Consider the following 18,176-nt stretch of genomic DNA (forward strand, 5'->3'; position numbering starts at 1 on the left):
AAGCGGTCAATTGTGGTCGGTGTTGACACAGGTAAAAGAAACAGAGGCCAAATCCCCAGTTCTTCTCCTTGTCCGTAAGCCTGAGCAACCAGTGCGCAATTTCCGCGTTCTCTGCACTCAGAACCGGTTTGTAGCGGTAGCATGTTTCGCTGATGCCGAAGACTTCGCAGGCCAGGCGAATGCTGATACCTCGCTCCCTCACGGCACGTCTGGCCATCTCTTTACGATGAGATGACCTTACAACTTTCCCTCCAGGGCATCCTTGCGCAGCTCGGCCTTAATTTGACTGTGTCACAAAATTTTTCTTCACCCTCTACCTACGCGTTCTCCCGCAGCAGGGACACCTCAGAAGCTGTCGGGCGATGTGTTGGGCAATCCAATAGCGAATCGTTGCGATCGAGTCGGGTACGTGGCGTTGTGCTCTTGGGGCTACCCCGGGGGATATACCCTTGGGGTAAGGGAGGCGCTTTGCTGAGCGCACGGTTTTTTTTGTCAGGGTCTTTGAGTCGTTGCAGGAGCAAAAAGCCGTAGGCGGCAATCGTGAGCGTAGCATGGTGGTGAAACCCGCGCCAGTTGCGCCCTTCGTAGTGGCCAAGCCCCACTTCCTGTTTGAGTTCGCGGTAATCGCGCTCGATGCGCCAGCGCATCTTGACGGTATGAACCAGCTGCGTCAATGAGTAGGTCTCGGGAAGCGTGCAGAGAAAGTAGTGGCTCGGTTCGCTTTCCGTTTCCGGCCATTCGATGAGCAGCCACTCGGGTTCGCGAAGGGTGGATCGCCAATAGTCACGGTGCGCGGCACGTACCCGCACCGCGGCAAAGCGTGAGCGCAACACCCCCATTGCTGCCTTCGCGCCAGGTGACCGTCCGGTAGGCGCTCTGCGGAAGGCTCAGTGCCAGCGCCTTGACCGATACCGGTTCGTGCCCAGGGCTACGACGCAGGTTTTTGGCCGGTCGCCCCCGTCCTGTGTACGGTTCCGGTTGTAAGGGTTCGACCCCAGGCGGCCACACGGTGGTCGCTTCCCGTACCGCTACCGCGTAGCGAAGACCCCACGCGGTGAGTTGATCGCGAAAATGGGTGGTGTCGCCATAAACCGCATCGGCAAGTACGACCCCAGGGGGAACGCCTGCGGCAAGCGCCTCCGAGATCTGACTGAGTGCGATTTCGGGTTTCGTCGCAAACGTCACCGTTTCCGGCACCCCCGCTTTGTTGCGCCGCTCGGGGTCATTGGCCCACGCTTCGGGTAGGTAGAGACGAAAGGCAATCGGTAGGCTTCCTTTCTCGCTTGCCAAAGAGAGCGACACAGCGACCTGGCAGTTTTCGTTTTTACCCACCTGCCCGCAGTATTGCCGGGCAACGCCCACCGAGTGGCGACCCTGTTTGGGAATGCCGGTCTCATCGACGATCCAGTAGCACGCCTCATCGAGTGCCAGGTGCGGAGCGACGATTTCGCGCACTTTGCGTAATACCGCTTCGTCCGACCACGGAGATTTCGCCACGAAGTGGTGTAGCGCCTGGTGCTTGGCTTGAACCCGCTCAGGGTCGAGGTGCGCGGCAATCGGTTCGATGCTTTTGCGCGCAATCGGCAAAAGAAGCCCCCGGCAGTAGTCCTTGAGCCCCGCATGACGATCGGCGTGGCCAAGCACCTCGGCAAGCTCTGTGAGGTAGCACTCCAGTTCGTCAGCCGGTGTCATCAAGGCGCCCCTTTGGAAGGGGGTAAGATAGGAGGATGTGTAGTTTTTTGACACAATCAAATTAGACACGCTGGATGCGGAGTGGATTCATGGGTTGACCTCGGTATTGCATACCGCAAAGTCGAGCACTCCGAGCGCGGTATGCATGGCGCTGGTGAATGAGGGCTCAAACCCAGGCGCCTGAGGAAGAGGCGTTTCCAGTAGTTTCGAAATTTCTCGTATGAGGAAGTCTGCATCGATTTCGCTCAAGCTGCGGTAGGGCACGCCGAACCGTTCTGCTAGCGCAAAGACTTTGCCCAGCCCAAGGGTATAGTCGATAGCCACTGCGGGTACTTCGAGCGCCAGCGCAAACACTAAGGAATGAAACCGCATGGTAAGCGCGACGGTTGCTTGCATAAAAGCGTCACAGTAGTCTTTGGGAGCGAGCTCTGCGCCCAACAGAGAAAGGTCGAGGCGGTCAGCGAGCTGATGATTTCCCCGGAACAAATGCCGGTAGTACCAGCGATCATCACCACCAAAATGGTTGGTGCACATGGGCAGGGGGCGTATGACTAGATCGGGATATTTCTCAATTAGTTGGGTCAGTGCTTCGAGCACAGCCTTCTCGCAGCGTCGCTTGGTTTCTAGACAAGCTGCTTTACTCAGGTGGCGTGCGTAGTGCTCGTAGGGAAAATCGCGCAATCCCAGAAGCAGGATTTTGCCCGTGTGAGGGCGCTTCGTATGCAAAAGTGTTTGACGTTGGATTGCAAGCCACGTGAAGGCCGGATCTTCGGCAACCAGATCCGTCTCAACGTTTACACCCAGCTTGGCGGCGACGCTGCGTGACTGTTCGTCGCGGTAGATACGTGCGTCGGCCTTATGGAGAATTTGCCCGATTGCTTCGTTGTGCCATGAAGCGCCGAGTGGCCCCACTCCACATCCAGATACCAGGGTCTTGCGCCCAGCATTTTTGGCCACCTCGAAAATGACCAGCATGTCTGCTATTTCATCAATCGCCATCAATGGGCCACCGCCGAACACCACTAAATCTGCCTGGGATGCTAGTTGTACGCCTTGTTCGCGGGGCACAATATGGACGCTTTTGAGCTCTTCCATCTGACGCCTAGTCATTTCGCTAACATAGGGAAATAGGGACACAAGAACGACATCGATAGTTCCGAGGTGTTCCCGCAAGGCCTGGAGCACGCCACCGAGAATAGCCTTGTCGCCTAGGGTTTCTGTCCCGTACCAACCACAAATCAACACGCGAACGCCGTTGCCGCTGGACGGCCACAGTATGGCTGTATTACCAAGTGCTCGAAGATTGTCGATTCTTTTGGCAAATTCTATCCTGCGGCGGTAATCACTTCTGAAGATGTGGCGATACGCACTTTTCAGAAGGTTTTTTGCGCGCAGTTTGTCAGCCGCTTGCAGGATTAGCTCCTTGAGGTATTGCGCGCGCGGAGGAATACCAACGTAGTCGTGGTGGCAACTGGCGCAGTGAACTTGAAGGATCTCCTTCAAATGGTCTTCATTTCCGAAATACAATTGTTCGCTGTCATGCTTAGTGATGTTGCCCAGCACTTTGCTTTGCACTGCGCAGTACAGCAGTTCACCCTTGGACGTGATAGTGGCACCGCGATGCTGCCAGTCGCACCCGGCCTTGCGTGGAGCGGCGTGAACGATTTGGTCTATCAGCGACCGATAGAAGAACTTCTGTCGCTCACTCGTTTCATAGTGGGCAATCAAGCCTTCCAGGAACTCCGCGATGTGATACTTCTCTGCAGCATCAAGCGCATATGGGTCAAGCAGGTTCTGTGTGTACAGCCGTTGGTGCGGTATGCCCAGGCGGTACTTTATGTACAGCCCTTTAGACTGGCAAAATTCTAACAGATCACTTAACCCGTACACGTTCTCTTTGATGATGGTGCACCCAATGCGCACGTTGTGCACCAGCGGGGAAGCTTGGGCAAATTCGATGACGTGCTGTGCGTGCACAAAGTTGCCGGGTTTTCCACGCACCTTGTCATGCAGTTCACCGAAGCCATCTAGCGAGATCATCACGTCAAGCTTGCCGCCGTGTTGTTTGACCACCTCGCCAACTTCCGTGATCCGCGCTATCACTTCGTCGTACTTATAGGCATTGGTGATCAGGGATATGGTATGCAGCTTGGGCAGCTCTTCAAAAAGTACCGCTGTCAGTTGCCCAAGATCCTTGCGCAATGTGGGCTCGCCTCCGTTGAGACCAACAACCGACACCTCACTGAACAAGGGGTTTCGCAGCCCAGTCCTTAGCTGTTCTGGTGTGAGGACGTCCGATTTCTTGTTTTCCCAGATACGGCACATCTGACATTGCGAATTGCAAATGTCGATAACTGGGAACTGTAGCACGATGGGCTTTTCCAGCGGGAACGGACGTGGAATGATAATGTATTTCGCAATTTTGTATAAAGTATTTAGATTCACAGAAACCCCCTACTTACAGATCAAAAAAATTGCTTTTAGTTTGAGCATACCTATGTGGCGGGTCTGTGGGTTTAAAAAGTCGCTCAAGAGGTATGCAAAGCTGAGTGACAAAAGTGTGCCGACGGCTGCACCAACGGTGCCGTAGCGCGGGAGCAGATAGAGGTTGAATGCAACATTGGTCACCGCACCGATTACATTTCGAGTGAGATTCAAAATGGGTTTGGCTTCGGCCATGATCCAGGAGCCAGATACCACCCCCAATGAAACGAACAAACCACTCCAGACAAGGACAACCAGAATATCGGCCGAGCGCGTATATGCCTGTCCAAACAGCTTCGTGATGGCCCAGGGCGCCAGGAATGTTACCGCCACTGCAACGACATAAGAAATGGCTACTAGTACGACCAGGAGTTGATGGATGCGCTTGAGGTATAGCACCCGGTCACGTCTGCGTTGTCGAACAATGGCGGGAAAGGAAGAGGCGACCAGAGCACTCGGGATAAAGTACCAGGCCTCAGCAAGGCGCGATGCAACGGCGTATTGACCGGCAGCTTCGTCACCCAGCACGTTGCCAACCATGATTTGATCAATGCGCATAAAAACCAGGCAGGCAAAACCGGCAAACAGTTCTGGCCAACTTTGCGCGATTAGGCTCCATCCGTAGCGCATATCGATGTCGCCAGCACTGAGCTTGATACCGAAGGCACGGATCGCCCACCACAGAGCGAGAGCATTGCCCATCGCTTCAAGAGTTGTGACGACCGCAAAATGCAACACGCCTGAGTTGCCCAGCAGCAGACCCACCTTGATGCAGAGGAAGCCGAAGAAACTGACGCTGCGTGCGAGAACGCAGTAGCGAGATGCTGTCTTGGATTGAAAGTACAGATCGATGACGTCAAACGATGTGAACGCTAGGGTGGCAGAAACGATGCCGACCAGCAGCGGGTTGCCTTGATCAAATACCAAACTGATTGTTACCGTGGCTACGTAACAAAGAATCGAAAAAAGTAGGCGCCACACAAGCGTAGAGGCCACTATGCGGCGGACAAATTTTTCTTCGTTAGCGTGAAGGGTCAGCTCTCGAACCACCGCGCGATTCAGGCCAAGGGTAGCGAACACACCTACCAAGGAGGAAAGTGCCAATGCAAGGCTCAGCGCACCGTAGTCGTTGGGTCCCAGGTGACGGGCAATCCAGATGCCGATGAGGACACCCGCAACCGTCCGAGCTACCTGGTCGGCTGCCATCCAGCTGAAGTTTTTGAGAATATGCTCGAGCCCTTGCATCGTCCATTTATGCTCTGAGCGGTGGTATCAGATACGCGAGTCAGCAATATTTGCTGCGTAACGCCGACAACTCTGATAGGCAAGAAGCCTGCCAAAGGTCGCTTTGAGGGTGGTCAGCACAGTTCCTTCCGCGGGGAGTTTTTCAGCGGTCGGCGATGGTGAAGCAACTTTCGATCAACACGCATCTTGATAAGCCTTGACAAGGCCAGCCCATAAATCGTGTTTCGCCTGCCAGCCCATGGCTCTGAGGCGGGAAACATCCAGCACCTTCCTCGGCGTGCCGTCGGGCTTGCTGGCATCGAACACGATTTCCCCCTCATACCCAACCACCAGCCGCACGAGTTCGGCAAGCTCGCGGATGGTGAGGTCCGTTCCAGTGCCGATGTTTACCAGAGGGGCAAGGGGCAAAGTACAAGGTTCTAGGGAGGTGGCGGGCCTGAGGAGTTGGTCGAATTTGTCGTCTGGCAGATTCATGAGGTAGATGCAGGCGTCGGCCATGTCGTCGCTGTAGAGAAATTCGCGCCGAGGGGTTCCAGTTCCCCAAAGCACAACCCTTGGTGGTCTGCCTTCGAAACAAGTAGCATAGAGGTCGCGCTTGATGTCTTCCGGAATAGGACCATGGAGACGCTCATCGGCTTCGACGGCGGACCAGTTCTTTTCCATCGCCAGCTTGGCCAAATGGAATTTGCGCAGCATCGCCGGAATGACGTGGCTGTTTTGTAGGTCGTAGTTGTCGTTGGGGCCGTAGAGGTTGGTAGGCATGACGGCGAGGAAGCGCGTCCCGTACTGCCGGTTGTAGGCCGAGCACATTTCTATGCCTGCAATCTTGGCCACGGCGTAGGGCCGGTTGGTAAGCTCCAGCGGCCCGGTGAGAAGGTATTCCTCCTTGATGGGTTGCGGGCAGTCTCGAGGGTAGATGCAGGAGGAACCCAGGAACAGCAGGCGCTTGACACCATATTGCCAAGCGGCGTGGATGACGTTGGTCTGGATGGCTAGGTTCTGGTGGATGAACTCCGCCGGATACGTGTTGTTGGCGTAAATGCCCCCCACTTTCGCCGCGGCGAGAAAGACATATTCCGGCCGCTCGGCGGCAAAGAAGGCTTCAACGTCCGCCTGGCGGGTGAGGTCAAGTTCCGCGTGGGTGCGAGTGAGCAGGTTCGTATAGCCCTGCGCCGTGAACTGGCGCATAAGGGCGGAGCCCACCAGGCCGCAGTGGCCGGCCACATAGATGCGCGCGTCAATGGGCATAGCGTGGTCGGTTTGCATGGGGCTCACTCCTGGCGGTTTGGCACCGTGTGGCCATGGGCGCGCATGAGCTGCTCACGCTGTGCCTCTTTCAGGTCGGCCTGCACCATTTCCCTGACCAACTCGTCGAATGTCACGCGCGGGCACCATCCGAGTTTTTCCCGAGCCTTCTTGGCATCACCCAGCAAGGTTTCGACCTCGGTGGGGCGGAAGTAGCGCGGATCAACGGCGATGATGCAGCGGCCTTGGGCGTCAAAGCCTTTTTCCTCCACGCTCTTGCCTTCCCAACGGATTTCAATACCCAGTTCTTGCGCGGCGGCGTTGACGAAGTCCCGCACGCTGTATTGCTCTCCCGTGGCAATGACGAAGTCTTCCGGCTGCGGCTGCTGCAACATGAGCCACATGGCTTCGACGTAATCCCGAGCATGCCCCCAGTCCCGCTTGGCGTCGAGGTTCCCCAGGTAGAGACACTTTTGTAGCCCCAATTTGATGCGCGCAAGCCCTCTGGTGATCTTGCGCGTGACAAACGTTTCACCGCGGATGGGTGATTCATGGTTGAAGAGGATACCGTTACACGCGAAGATTCCGTAGGCTTCACGGTAGTTGACAGTAATCCAGTAGGCGTAGAGCTTGGCGGCGGCGTACGGGCTGCGCGGGTAGAAGGGTGTAGTCTCTTTTTGTGGAATTTCTTGAACTTTGCCAAAGAGTTCTGAGGTTGAGGCTTGGTAGAAGCGCGTCTGCTTCGTCAGACCCAACGTGCGAATCGCTTCCAGAATGCGCAACGTCCCCAACGCATCCGCATTGGCGGTGTATTCCGGCTCTTCGAAAGAAACCGCTACATGGCTTTGCGCAGCAAGGTTGTAGATTTCGTCTGGCTGCACTTTCTGGATGATGTGCATGAGGCTAGAGGAGTCGGTCATGTCCCCATGGTGGAGAAAGAACCGGGTTTGCCCCTCGCGCGGATCGATGAACAGGTGGTCGATACGTTGGGTATTGAAGAGACTCGTGCGCCGTTTGATGCCGTGCACTTCGTAGCCTTTGGCGAGCAAAAATTCGGCAAGATAGGCCCCATCTTGCCCGGTGATCCCTGTGATGAGCGCTTTTTTCATACTAGGCTTTCCTTCCGTATTGGTCTTCGATACGGACGATATCGTCTTCGCCCAGGTATTCACCACATTGCACCTCGATCATGATCAACGGGATGGTGCCCGGGTTCATGAGACGGTGCGGTTGTCCAGCAGGAATATAGGTCGATTCGTTGGGACGCACGAAGAATTCTTGTGAGCCATTGATGACTTTTGCCATACCCGTGACGACAACCCAGTGTTCCGAGCGGTGGTGGTGTAATTGCAGGCTGAGGCTGGCACCCGGTTTGACCTCTATGCGTTTGATTTTGAAGCGGGGCCTCTCCTCGAGCACGGTATAACTCCCCCACGGACGATAAACAGTGCGGTGGACGCGGAACGCTTCGTGGTTGCAATCCTTGAGGTGCTTGACGATCCGTTTCACGTCCTGTGCTTTCTCTTTGTGGGCAACGAGCGTGGCATCTGGGGTATCGACAATGATGAGGTCTTGTACGCCCACTGCTGCGACGAGATGCGCTTCGCTTTGGACGAAGGTATTGTGGCAATCCAAAAGCATCGTCTCCCCGATGGTGCGGTTGCCCGCATCGTCGGCTTGCGCTAGCTCAACCAACGCGTTCCACGAGCCAATATCACTCCATCCCAAGTCGCAGGGGACCACCGCAACGTTCGCGGCCTTTTCCATCAGCGCGTAGTCGATGGAAATGTCTGGCAATTCGTTGAATGGTACTTTGGGGAGCTCCACCGGGTTTGCCGCCGGTTCAGTCTGCTGCCAAACGGTGCGCGCAGCAGCAAAAAGATCTGGGCAGGTCGTTTCCATTGCGGTAAGCAGCGCTTCTGCGGTAAAGCAGAACATGCCAGCGTTCCAAAAGAAGCGACCGGCGGCAAGGTATTCAGCAGCGCGGACGGCATCCGGCTTTTCGACGAAGCGCACAGCCACCCTGCCAGCGCCATCTTGCACGGGGAGGGGATCGCCCGCTTCGATGTAGCCAAAGCCGGTTTCTGGCGCGGAGGGAGTGATACCGAAAGTGACGAGCCACCCTTGCTGCGCCAATACCACCGCCGTAGCAAAGGCCTGATGAAAAGCTTCGAGTTTTTTGATCAGATGATCGGCTGGCAGAATGAGGAGGGTCGTTTGTAGACCAAATCGGTCATGCGCATAAAGAGCAGCAAGCGCCACGGCAGGCGCGGTGTTGCGGCTACAAGGTTCCAGCAGGTAGATTGGTTCAGCCGAAGGCGCAAGCGGTTGATATTCGTCTTTGGTTTGAAAGTAATAGTCGCGGTTGGTGACGGTAAGAATGCGCTGCACGCCGGGCAGGCTTGCCGCGCGGAGAAAAGTCTTTTGCAAGAGGCTCTGCCCATCCGGCAGCCGAATAAAGGGCTTGGGGTGCGCTTCACGTGAAACCGGCCACAGGCGAGTACCCGCGCCGCCAGAAAGAATAACCGGGAGCAAGATGTTCATAACCTTTATGCTATCCGTGGTTACGTCAATTTTCGCACAAAAAAGAAAAAAGACATAGCGATATGCCCACTTCCGCTTGCGTCATTTTGGATAAACATCTTCTTTTCCTATTTATGCTACCATTTTGCTGTTTTTTTGATGAGGTACCACAACCATGACCGGCTACGTCTCTGAAGCCACCCGTTTCCTGCAGGACTACCTCGACAACCACCCGGAGCAGCGCGAAGTGGCGCGGCAAGGGCGCGCGTTGTGGTGGGATAAGCCGCAAGACCCGGAAACCACGGCGCAGTTTGCCGCAGCGCGGGTTCCCACCTACCCGTACTATTACGACACCAGCCATCCGCAGCTCGATCCCTTTCGCGCAGAGGGGTACCGACCGGCGCTGCCGCCGCGCTTGGCTGCGCGCGTCATGGAGCGTTCTGCCCAGACGGAGCACGCCTGAAGGCTCTACCTGCCTCTGTGCTGCCCACGCCGTACGTCCTGCTCGATCTCGAGACCACAGGCGCGCATCCGGAGCGTGACCGGATCATCGAGGTAGCGCTCACCCGGGTCACGGATTCTGCGTCGCCCGCTGAGCGGTGGGAGACGCTGATCAACCCTGAAGTGCCCATTCCACCGGTGATCGAACGGCTGGTGGGGATCAGCAGTGCGATGGTCGCCGAAGCGCCAACGTTTGCCGAAATTGCGGAAACGTTGCGCGCGTTCTTGGCCGATGCGGTGCTCGTCGCGCACAATGTCCGTTTCGATTATGGGTTTTTGAAGCAGGCGTTTGCCCGCTGCGGCATTGCGTTTTCTGTGCCCCTTTTTTGCACGGTGAAGTTCGCGAAAGCGCTGGAACCGGAGCACCGCCGCCACGGGCTCGACGCGCTGATCGAACGGCACGGCTTTTCGTGTCCGGCCCGCCACCGCGCACGCGGTGACGTTGCGGTGCTCGAACAGTATCTGGCCTTTGCGCAGGCCCATTTTCCGCCCGAACGGCTGTTGATCGCTCGCGAAGCGGCGATGAAGCACCCCGCGCGCCCGCCGGGGTTGGCCGAAGGGGTGATCGAGGCGATTCCCGAAACGGCGGGTGTCTATCTCTTTTTCGGCGACAACGATCTGCCGCTCTATATCGGCAAGAGCAAAGGGCTGCGCAGCCGCGTCACTGCGCATTTCAGCGCAGCTACCCGCAACGCGACGGACGCGGAGATCGCGCGGCAGATCCGCCGCATCGAGTGGTTGGAGACCGCGGGAGACCTGCACGCGCAGCTGGTAGAGGCCGAATTGGTTCAGTCGATGAAGCCGCGCTACAACAAGCGGCTGCGCCACAATCAGGTGGCCGTGGCGATCCACGTCGCGGGTTTGAATGCGGCTACCCGCGCACCGCTCACCGTCACCTATCTGCCCATCCAGGGCACCGATCCCCGCGCTTGGCCTGCTGGGACGTTTGGCGCGTTCTCCAACCGCAAACAGGCGGAACAGACGTTGCGGCAATTGGCGAAAAACCATGGGCTTTGTCCGGTGCGGCTCGGTTGGGAGCCTGCTTCGCGCCGCGCGTGCAGTGCGCATCAGTTGCGTCATTGCCACGGTTGGTGCGCAGGCAAAGAGTCCGCCACGGAACACGACGCGCGCTTGCTTGCGGCATTGCAGCAATTGGCGCCACACCCGTGGCCGCACGACGGTCCAGTTCTTCTCCCTGAAGCAAACGAAACAGGCAGCCGCACGGTCTGGTTTCTGGTCGACCAGTGGTGTCTGCTCGCGCGTTTCGAACGCGAGCCGACACCGGACGAGATTGCCGCCGCGTGCGCAAAACCCTACCGCTTCGATCTCGACGTGTTTCGCATCCTCAAAGCCCACGGGCTTGCCAAACTCTCGGTACAATAGCGCTATGCCACGCACCGATATCGAAATCATCAACAAACTGGGGTTGCACGCGCGCGCCAGCGCCAAGCTTGCGGAGCTGGCGAACCGCTTCCCGTGCGAGATCTGGCTCGAGCGTAATGGTAGGCGGGTGAACGCCAAAAGCATCATGGGGATTTTGATGCTCGCCGCGGCGAAAGGGACCACGGTAACCGTTGAGACGCAAGGCGAAGAGGCTGAAGCAGCGCTCGCGGCGATCGTCGATCTTGTCCAGAACCGCTTCGGCGAACCGGAGTAACGCGGTGTCCGCCGTTGCGTTCACGCTCCACGGGCTTGGGGTCTCTTCCGGGATCGCGATCGGTCGCGTCCATCTGGTCTCCCACGCGCTGCTGGAGGTACCGCACTACGAAATCCCGCCGGAACGGGTTGCGGAGGAGCGCACGCGTCTCAAAGAGGCGGTGGATGCGGTACGCACCGAACTGCGTTTGTTGCGCGCAGCGGCCGACCAGAGCGCCGCACAGCAAGAGCTCGACGCGTTCATCGACCTGCAGATCTTGATGCTCGACGACCCGATGCTCATCGACGCGGCGCTGGAGCGAATCGCGGCAAACGGGATCAACGCCGAATGGGCGTTGGCGCAACAGCTCGAGGAGCTCCTGGCGGCGTTCGAGGCGATCGACGACGCCTACCTGCGCGAACGCAGGCAGGATGTGATTCAAACCGTCGAGCGGCTGATGAAGGAGTTGCGCGGCCTGGCGCGACCGATGCGCGCGCGGCACGAAGATTGGCCGACGATCATCGTCGCGCACGACCTCTCTCCTGCCGATACCATCGGGTTTCGCGGGCAACGGATTGGCGGATTTCTTACCGACGTCGGTAGCCCCACGTCGCACACTGCGATCGTCGCGCGTAGCCTCAAGCTCCCTGCGGTGGTAGGGGTGCGCCACGCGCGCCAGCTCTTGGAAGACGACGAACTGGTCATCATCGACGCGCGCCGCGGGGTGGCGATTGCCAATCCACCGCCAGAGGTGGTCGAAGAGTATCGGTTACGCAAAGCGGAGCTCGATCTCGAGCGCACCCGTCTGGCGCGACTCAAAGAATCGGCGACGCGCACCCTCGACGGCACCGAGATTCAGCTCCACGCCAACATCGAGTCGCCGAAGGATTTGCCTGCCGTGCGTGCGGTAGGAGCGGACGGAATTGGCCTTTACCGCACCGAGTTCCTGTTCACCGAACGCGCCGACCGGCCGTCGGAAGCCGAGCAGTTCGAAGCCTACCGCGAGGTGGTGCGCGGCATGAAGGGCAAACCGGTGACGATTCGCACCTTCGACCTGGGCGCGGACAAAGATTTCGACCTGAGCGATGAGCGGCGCGCACCCGCAAACCCGGCGCTAGGGTTGCGCGGGATCCGCTACTGCCTGGCCGAACCCGCCTTTTTCCTCACCCAATTGCGGGCGATCTTGCGCGCCGCGGCGTGCGGGCCGGTGAAAATTTTGCTGCCGATGGTGATGCACGCGAGCGAAATCGATCGGGCGCGGCAACTGATCGCGCAGGCGCGCAGCGAACTCGTCGCCGAAGGAGTCAAAGTGCCGGAACAGATACCGGTGGGCGCGATGATCGAAGTCCCTGCGGCGGCGATCGCGTTGCCGATGATCGCGCGCCGGGTCGATTTTCTTTCGATCGGCACGAACGACCTCATTCAATATACGCTGGCGATCGACCGCCAAGACGACGCCGTTGCCGAACTCTACGATCCGCTCCACCCCGCGGTGCTGCGCCTGCTCGCTGGGATTCTTTCGTTTGCGGCGCGGATCGATCTCCCTGTTTCGCTGTGCGGCGAATTGGCAGGCGACCCGGACTACGCGTGGCTCCTTGCTGCGCTGGGGTTACGCGAATTCTCGATGCATCCGGAGCGGTTGCTGGAGGTACGGCAGCGGCTGCTCTATGCGAACCTGGACGAATTGGCGCCCAAAGCGCAACGTTTGGTAAAACTGGACGAACCACAAAAGATCCGCGAGGCGTTTGCGCGCTTCAACGACGGGGCGCGGTAGCCGCAGTCGCTCGCTCGGATGCCGGTGCGTACTGACTGGTCAATTGGGCGTGCGCTCTGCAGCGTTCTGCGCGTGCGCGCGTGGCTGTACGCTTGCGGTGGCAGTATGACGCGGTTCAAGATGCGGGGCAACGGCATCGGCGAGTTGCACGAGTACCGCATCCACCCCCCCTTCGGCGGCGCTCCAAAGGTCGATCGCAGCGACGAGCACCTGGTACGCGGCGTCGATGCGACTGGCGCGCACCTTCGCCAATTCTTGCTGCGCGTTCAGCAGATCGACCGCGTTGCGGGTTCCCGCCTGAATCCCCTTTTCGGTGCCGATCACCGCTTGCTGCGCAGAGCGTTCCGCCTGTTCGAGCGCTTGCCACTGCGCGTAGCCAAAGCGCAGCGCGGTGTAGGCCTGAGTCACCGATTGGGTGAGTTCGCGCCGTTTCGCTTCGGTTTTGAGTTGCGCTTCTTCGAGCGCCGCAAGCGCCGCACGCACCGACGCGTCGATCCCACCCCCTGCGTAGAGCGGAATCTGCAGTTGGACCGCGGCGCTGGTGGTGTCGTACTGCTGACCGATCGTGGTTTCGGTGTCGCTGCGGCTCATCCGCCGGGTCACCACCAGATCCACGATGGGTTTGTGCTGCCCACGCTGTTGTTCGACCTGCTGCCGTGCCGCGGCTTCTTGCGCGACGAGCGCGCGCACCTCGGGGTGGTGGGTATGGGCTGCATCGATCCACGCCGTGAGCGGCTTGGCAAGCGCCCGTTCGGCAAGTGGCGGCACCGCCTGCATCGCATCGAGTTCGTCCTCACTGACCGAGCGCCCGATGAGCGCTGCGAGCGCCGCGAGCGCCTGCTGCAACGTCCCCTCTTGCTTCAAGACGGCCGCTTGGGCGATATCGAGCCGCGCTTTGGCATCTTCGACGTCGGTCCGTGTGGCGTTACCGAGCGCAAAAGCGCGCTGCGCCTGTTTGAGGACGAGTTCGTACCGGGCTACGTCCTGTTGCGCGACGGCTTTTTGCGCGCGCGCCGAGAGCGCTTGCGCGTACGCCTGCGCCACCTGCCGTAACAGACGCACCCGTGCGGCTTCCACGGTAATTTGGCTCGCTTCGGCCTGCGCCTCGGCCCGTTTCCATCCGGCCCAATCGCTGGGACGGTAAAGCGGCTGCCGAGCAGTCAGGCTCCAATTGCGCGATTGGTAGTCGTTGCTCACGGTGCGCCCTTTGGAAAGACCGCTCAGATATTCCGTGTCGGTTTTCGCCCGCCCCGCTGCAGCGGAAAAGGTGAGCGAAGGAAGGAGCCGCGCACGCGCCACGTCGACCCCCGCGGCGTCGCTTTCCGCCCGTTTCTGGCTCACTGCGAAATTGGGGTCGTTCTGTTCCGCCAACCGGAACGCTTCGGTGAGGTTCAACGCGTACGCCGCGTGGGCCGAAAAAACCGCCAATAACGCAGCGACGGTCTTTTGACGCCACCCGATTCGGGAGCGACGAGTTCCAAGGCTTCGCGATGCCGATCCCCTTTGGTGACACATGGTGCGGTCTCTGCCGCGCTCGGGCAGGCGCTGAAGCATCGCGGGTTCAAAGGCTTTTCGTGGGTTCATGGCTCTTTCACCGCGCTGTGGAGACGCTCCCAGATCGGTTTGATCAAGTACTGCAAGAAGGTGCGCTCTCCGGTCTTGATGAGTACCGTCACCGGCATCCCAGGTTGAAGGTGGCGGTTGGGGCCGAGCGTCTGCCAACCGTTTTCGGTCAATTCGACGCGCGCAACATAGTGCGGCGGGAGCGGTTGCCCGGACGGTGTCTGGCGTTGATCGGTGACCAGATCGGCAGAGACCGAGATCACCCGCCCTTCGAGCACCTTACCCGCCAAATCGTGGAAATTGGCGAGTTGCACTTCGGCAAGCAACCCGGGATGGACCCGCTCGATGTGGTGCGGCGGAACCTGCACTTCGAAGACCAGTTTTTCGTCTTTCGGGATGATCTCAAGGAGCGGCTCGCCGGGGCGGATCACACCGCCGACAGTATGCACCGCGAGCGCATTGACGTAGCCGGTTACCGGCGCGCGGATCACGGTGCGGTCGAGCTCCTCTTTGAGCGCCCGCACCCGCTCTTCCACCACCGCCAGTTGTTTGGTGACTTCCGCCAGTTGCGTTTCGACCTCTTTGCGGTACTCTTCTTGCAGGGACTGCGCGCGCAGCCGCGCCTCCAAGGCTTGCTGTTTCGCAAGCGTGATCTGGTTTTGCAGTTCCAACGCCTGCCGTTCCAGCTCCAGCTGGGTGTTGCGCGGCGCGTACCCTTCCTGTGCCAACGCCCGCATTCCGTCGAGCTGCTCCTTGAGGAATTTGAGCTGTTCGGCCCGCGCCGCAGCGTTCTGTTCCGCAGTGCGCGCAGTTTCGTCGAGCACACGCAGCTGCGCCGCGAGCGCCTCTTTCCGCGAATGAAAGAGCGCTTGCTGCTGCGCGATCTGCGCCACTGCATCGCCTGCTTCACCGATTGCGCGGAGGCTTTCCGGGAAGGTCACGGTTGCGGCGCCGTCACGCTCCGCTTCGAGCCGCGCTTTCGTCGCGAGGAGCGCTGCGTACTCCTTGAGCGCGCTCTGGTATTGGGCGGAAATCGTGGTGTCGTCGAGAATGATCAACGGTTCTCCTTCTTCGACGAACGCCATGTCTTTGACCAGAATCGCTTTGACGATGCCGCCCGTGAGGTGCGAAACGGTTTTGCGCTTCGATTCGACGATGGTCACGCCTGGCGCAGGTACACCGGAATCGAGCGGCGCGGTCGCAGCCCACACCAGGAACCCGCCAAAGAAGAGCAACAAGATCCAAACGCCAACACGCAGGAACCGGCTCGCTTCATCCGGCAACACTTCGTGCGCCACCTCTTCCACTGGTCGCGCATCGGCTTCCAGCGTGAACGGTTCCACTGTGCCTCTCGAGCCGCGTGCGGTTTGGCCGCGTTCCGAGGCCGGCACGGCGGCGGTGCTGCGTTCGGGTGGACTTTGCCGGCTTTCGGGGAGCGATTGCGCCGTCACGTTCGTTTCACCGGGTTGAGACACCATCAACTCTCCTGCGCTCGGGTAACGGAAGCATTGGGCGCCGCGTCACGGGCGGACGATGCGGCTGCAGGCGTACCCGCAGACGCGGTTTGTGGGGCCGCTTGCCCAGACGACGGTGCCTGCGCAGCCGGCGGTTGCGCTGCGTGTTGTTGCGCCGCTTGCTGAGCCTGTTGCGCTGCTTGCTGCAACGCGGCAAGGACCTGATCCCGCGGCCCATAGGCATGCAACATGCCGTCGCGCATCACCGCGAGCCGATCGACCACTTGCAGTACGCTTGTACGATGGGTGATCACCACCACGGTACGCCCTTGACGTTTCATCTCCGCCAACGCGCGCACCAAAAGCGTTTCGCCGATGTCGTCGAGGTTGGAGTTGGGTTCGTCCAATACGATGAGGCGTACGTCGCCATAGAGCGCGCGCGCCAGCGCAACCCGCTGCCGTTGCCCGCCAGAAAGGACCATGCCACCGGGACCGATCGGCGTGTCGTACCCTTGCGGCAGGCGCAAGATGAGGTCGTGCACTCCTGCGCGTTGCGCCGCTTCGACGATTCGCTCCGAATCGAGCGGCCCGAAACGGGCGATGTTTTCCGCGATCGTGCCGTCGAAGAGTTCGATGTCTTGCGGCAGATACCCGATATAGGGGCCCAGTTCCGCTTTGTCCCACTGGGTGACGTCGGCGCCATCCAACCGCACTTTGCCCGCAGCGGGCGCCCAGACGCCGACCAACAGCCGCGCGAGCGTCGATTTCCCCGAACCTGAGGGGCCGATCACGCCGACGACCGTTCCCGGCGGGATCTCCATCGTCACACCGCGCACCACCGGCGTTTGGCTGCCCGGCGGGACCGCGACCACCCCCTCGACCGACACATGCCCTTTCGGTGGTGGAAGCGACAAACGCGGTGGCCGTGCCGGGAACGCGGTGAGCAGCTCTCCCAACCGTTCGTACGCCAGCCGCGCCTGGACGAATCCGCGCCAATTGGCGATCAGTTGGTCGATCGGCGCGAGCGCCCGCCCCATCAAAATGGAGCCGACGATCATCGCGCCGGGGGTCAATTCATTCTGCAACACCAACCACGCGCCCAGCCCCAAGACGAGCGACTGTGAAGTGATGCGCACGAAACGGGTAATCGCTGAGATGAGCCCCGCGCGGTCGCTCGCCACCGCTTGCAACACCAGGTGCTGCACGTGCCGCGCCTTCCAGCGCTGGCGCAGCGCCGGGAGCATCCCCATCGCTTCGACCACTTCGGCGTTCGCCAGCTGATTGTGGGCGAAGTTGGTCGCTTGGTTGGCGTACTTGTTCGCTTCGGCCAGGGGTTTTTGCGTCGCCACCTCGGTGACCACCGTGAGCACGATCAGGATCAGCGCCGCACCCACACTGAACCAGCCCATAAGGGGATGGAGTACGAAACAGGCGGCCAGGTAGATCGGAAACCAAGGGGCGTCGAAAAAGGCAAAGGGGCCGTTACCGGTGACGAACTGGCGCAATTGGGTGAGATCGCTGAGCGCCTGCCGCGCGTTCGCGCCGCCGCGGCGCAACGTGGCTTCGAACGCGGCGTCGAAGATGCGCTGATTGATTTTGGCTTCCATCGCCGCCCCCACCCGCACGAGTACGCGCGAACGGATGAACTCGATCACCGCCATGAGGAGAAAGAGCCCCACCACCAGAATGGTCAGCACCAAAAGCGTGGTGGTGTTGTGGCTGCTGAGCACCCGGTCATAGACCTGTAGCATGTAGAGCGGCGCGGTGAATTGCAGTAAATTGATCACGAACGAAAACGCGCCCACCCCAACGAAATAGCGGCGCATCTCGGTAAAGAGCTGCGCCAGCTCGGGAAACCGGCTCTCTTTTTTGGCCATTGGTAGTGACTTCCTCTCTTGCTGCCGCGGTTGGTGCGCTGCGGCAAAACGGGATTGTCGCACAATGCGAAAGAGGGTGCCAAGGGATATATGCAGTTTTTTTGCGCTCGATCACTCTGCCGTGACGGCGATCACAACTCTGTTTCACGGCGGCTCGTGCAATCGAGTACGGCATCGTGATT

General features: G+C 59.6%; 12 protein-coding genes and 2 pseudogenes. 4 read left to right on the top strand and 10 right to left on the bottom strand.

All coding sequences use genetic code 11. The annotated features are described in order from the left end of the window. Positions 1-28: 28 nt before the first annotated feature. From HPTL_RS11505 to HPTL_RS10335, 7 genes and pseudogenes are all read right to left on the bottom strand, one after another. Positions 29-247: pseudogene (locus tag HPTL_RS11505) on the bottom strand (IS3 family transposase); the annotation flags it as partial. Positions 248-317: 70 nt separating this feature from the next. Then, a pseudogene (locus HPTL_RS10310) lies at positions 318-1,692 on the bottom strand (IS701 family transposase). An 87-nt stretch (positions 1,693-1,779) separates the two neighbouring features. Further along, entirely contained in the window at positions 1,780-4,137 is a 2,358-nt protein-coding gene (locus tag HPTL_RS10315; RefSeq protein WP_119335896.1) for a polysaccharide pyruvyl transferase family protein, read from the bottom strand. Between the two features lie 9 nt (positions 4,138-4,146). After that, complete coding sequence (locus HPTL_RS10320) at positions 4,147-5,421, bottom strand: flippase (protein ID WP_119335897.1); 1,275 nt, start codon at positions 5,419-5,421, stop codon at positions 4,147-4,149. A gap of 174 nt (positions 5,422-5,595) precedes the next feature. Beyond that, positions 5,596-6,669 (bottom strand): GDP-L-fucose synthase family protein, encoded by a 1,074-nt coding sequence (locus HPTL_RS10325; protein ID WP_119336187.1) that lies wholly within the window; start codon positions 6,667-6,669, stop codon positions 5,596-5,598. 23 nt (positions 6,670-6,692) lie between these two features. Beyond that, positions 6,693-7,775, bottom strand: coding sequence for a GDP-mannose 4,6-dehydratase (gmd, locus tag HPTL_RS10330; protein WP_119335898.1), 1,083 nt, complete (start codon positions 7,773-7,775; stop codon positions 6,693-6,695). A gap of 1 nt (position 7,776) precedes the next feature. Next, positions 7,777-9,204: a mannose-1-phosphate guanylyltransferase/mannose-6-phosphate isomerase gene (locus HPTL_RS10335; RefSeq protein WP_119336188.1), complete on the bottom strand. Its 1,428-nt coding sequence runs from the start codon at positions 9,202-9,204 to the stop codon at positions 7,777-7,779. A 160-nt stretch (positions 9,205-9,364) separates the two neighbouring features. Here HPTL_RS10335 and HPTL_RS10340 point away from each other — a divergent pair, with 160 nt between their 5' ends. The 4 genes from HPTL_RS10340 to ptsP are packed head-to-tail and all read left to right on the top strand — an operon-like array spanning position 9,365 to position 13,100. Next, positions 9,365-9,652, top strand: a complete 288-nt coding sequence (locus HPTL_RS10340; protein ID WP_119335899.1) for a DUF3460 family protein — start codon at positions 9,365-9,367, stop codon at positions 9,650-9,652. A 17-nt stretch (positions 9,653-9,669) separates the two neighbouring features. Beyond that, positions 9,670-11,073 carry an exonuclease domain-containing protein gene (locus tag HPTL_RS10345; RefSeq protein WP_170141347.1) on the top strand — a complete coding sequence of 468 codons (1,404 nt, stop codon included), beginning with the start codon at positions 9,670-9,672 and terminating at the stop codon, positions 11,071-11,073. 4 nt (positions 11,074-11,077) lie between these two features. Then, entirely contained in the window at positions 11,078-11,347 is a 270-nt protein-coding gene (locus HPTL_RS10350) for an HPr family phosphocarrier protein (protein ID WP_119335901.1), read from the top strand. 4 nt (positions 11,348-11,351) lie between these two features. Next, positions 11,352-13,100 carry a phosphoenolpyruvate--protein phosphotransferase gene (gene ptsP, locus HPTL_RS10355; protein ID WP_119335902.1) on the top strand — a complete coding sequence of 583 codons (1,749 nt, stop codon included), beginning with the start codon at positions 11,352-11,354 and terminating at the stop codon, positions 13,098-13,100. A gap of 39 nt (positions 13,101-13,139) precedes the next feature. Here the strand turns inward: ptsP and HPTL_RS10360 are convergent, their stop codons facing one another. The 3 genes from HPTL_RS10360 to HPTL_RS10370 all read right to left on the bottom strand — a co-directional run bounded on the left by HPTL_RS10360 (position 13,140) and on the right by HPTL_RS10370 (position 17,994). After that, positions 13,140-14,495: a TolC family outer membrane protein gene (locus HPTL_RS10360; protein WP_231999989.1), complete on the bottom strand. Its 1,356-nt coding sequence runs from the start codon at positions 14,493-14,495 to the stop codon at positions 13,140-13,142. A 185-nt stretch (positions 14,496-14,680) separates the two neighbouring features. Continuing rightward, positions 14,681-16,141, bottom strand: a complete 1,461-nt coding sequence (locus HPTL_RS10365) for an HlyD family type I secretion periplasmic adaptor subunit (protein WP_119335904.1) — start codon at positions 16,139-16,141, stop codon at positions 14,681-14,683. Further along, entirely contained in the window at positions 16,141-17,994 is a 1,854-nt protein-coding gene (locus HPTL_RS10370) for a type I secretion system permease/ATPase (RefSeq protein WP_119335905.1), read from the bottom strand. Before HPTL_RS10370 ends, HPTL_RS10365 begins: the two co-directional genes overlap by 1 nt. Between the last annotated feature and the right edge of the window lie 182 nt (positions 17,995-18,176).

The organism is Hydrogenophilus thermoluteolus, assembly GCF_003574215.1.
GTDB lineage: Bacteria > Pseudomonadota > Gammaproteobacteria > Burkholderiales > Rhodocyclaceae > Hydrogenophilus > Hydrogenophilus thermoluteolus.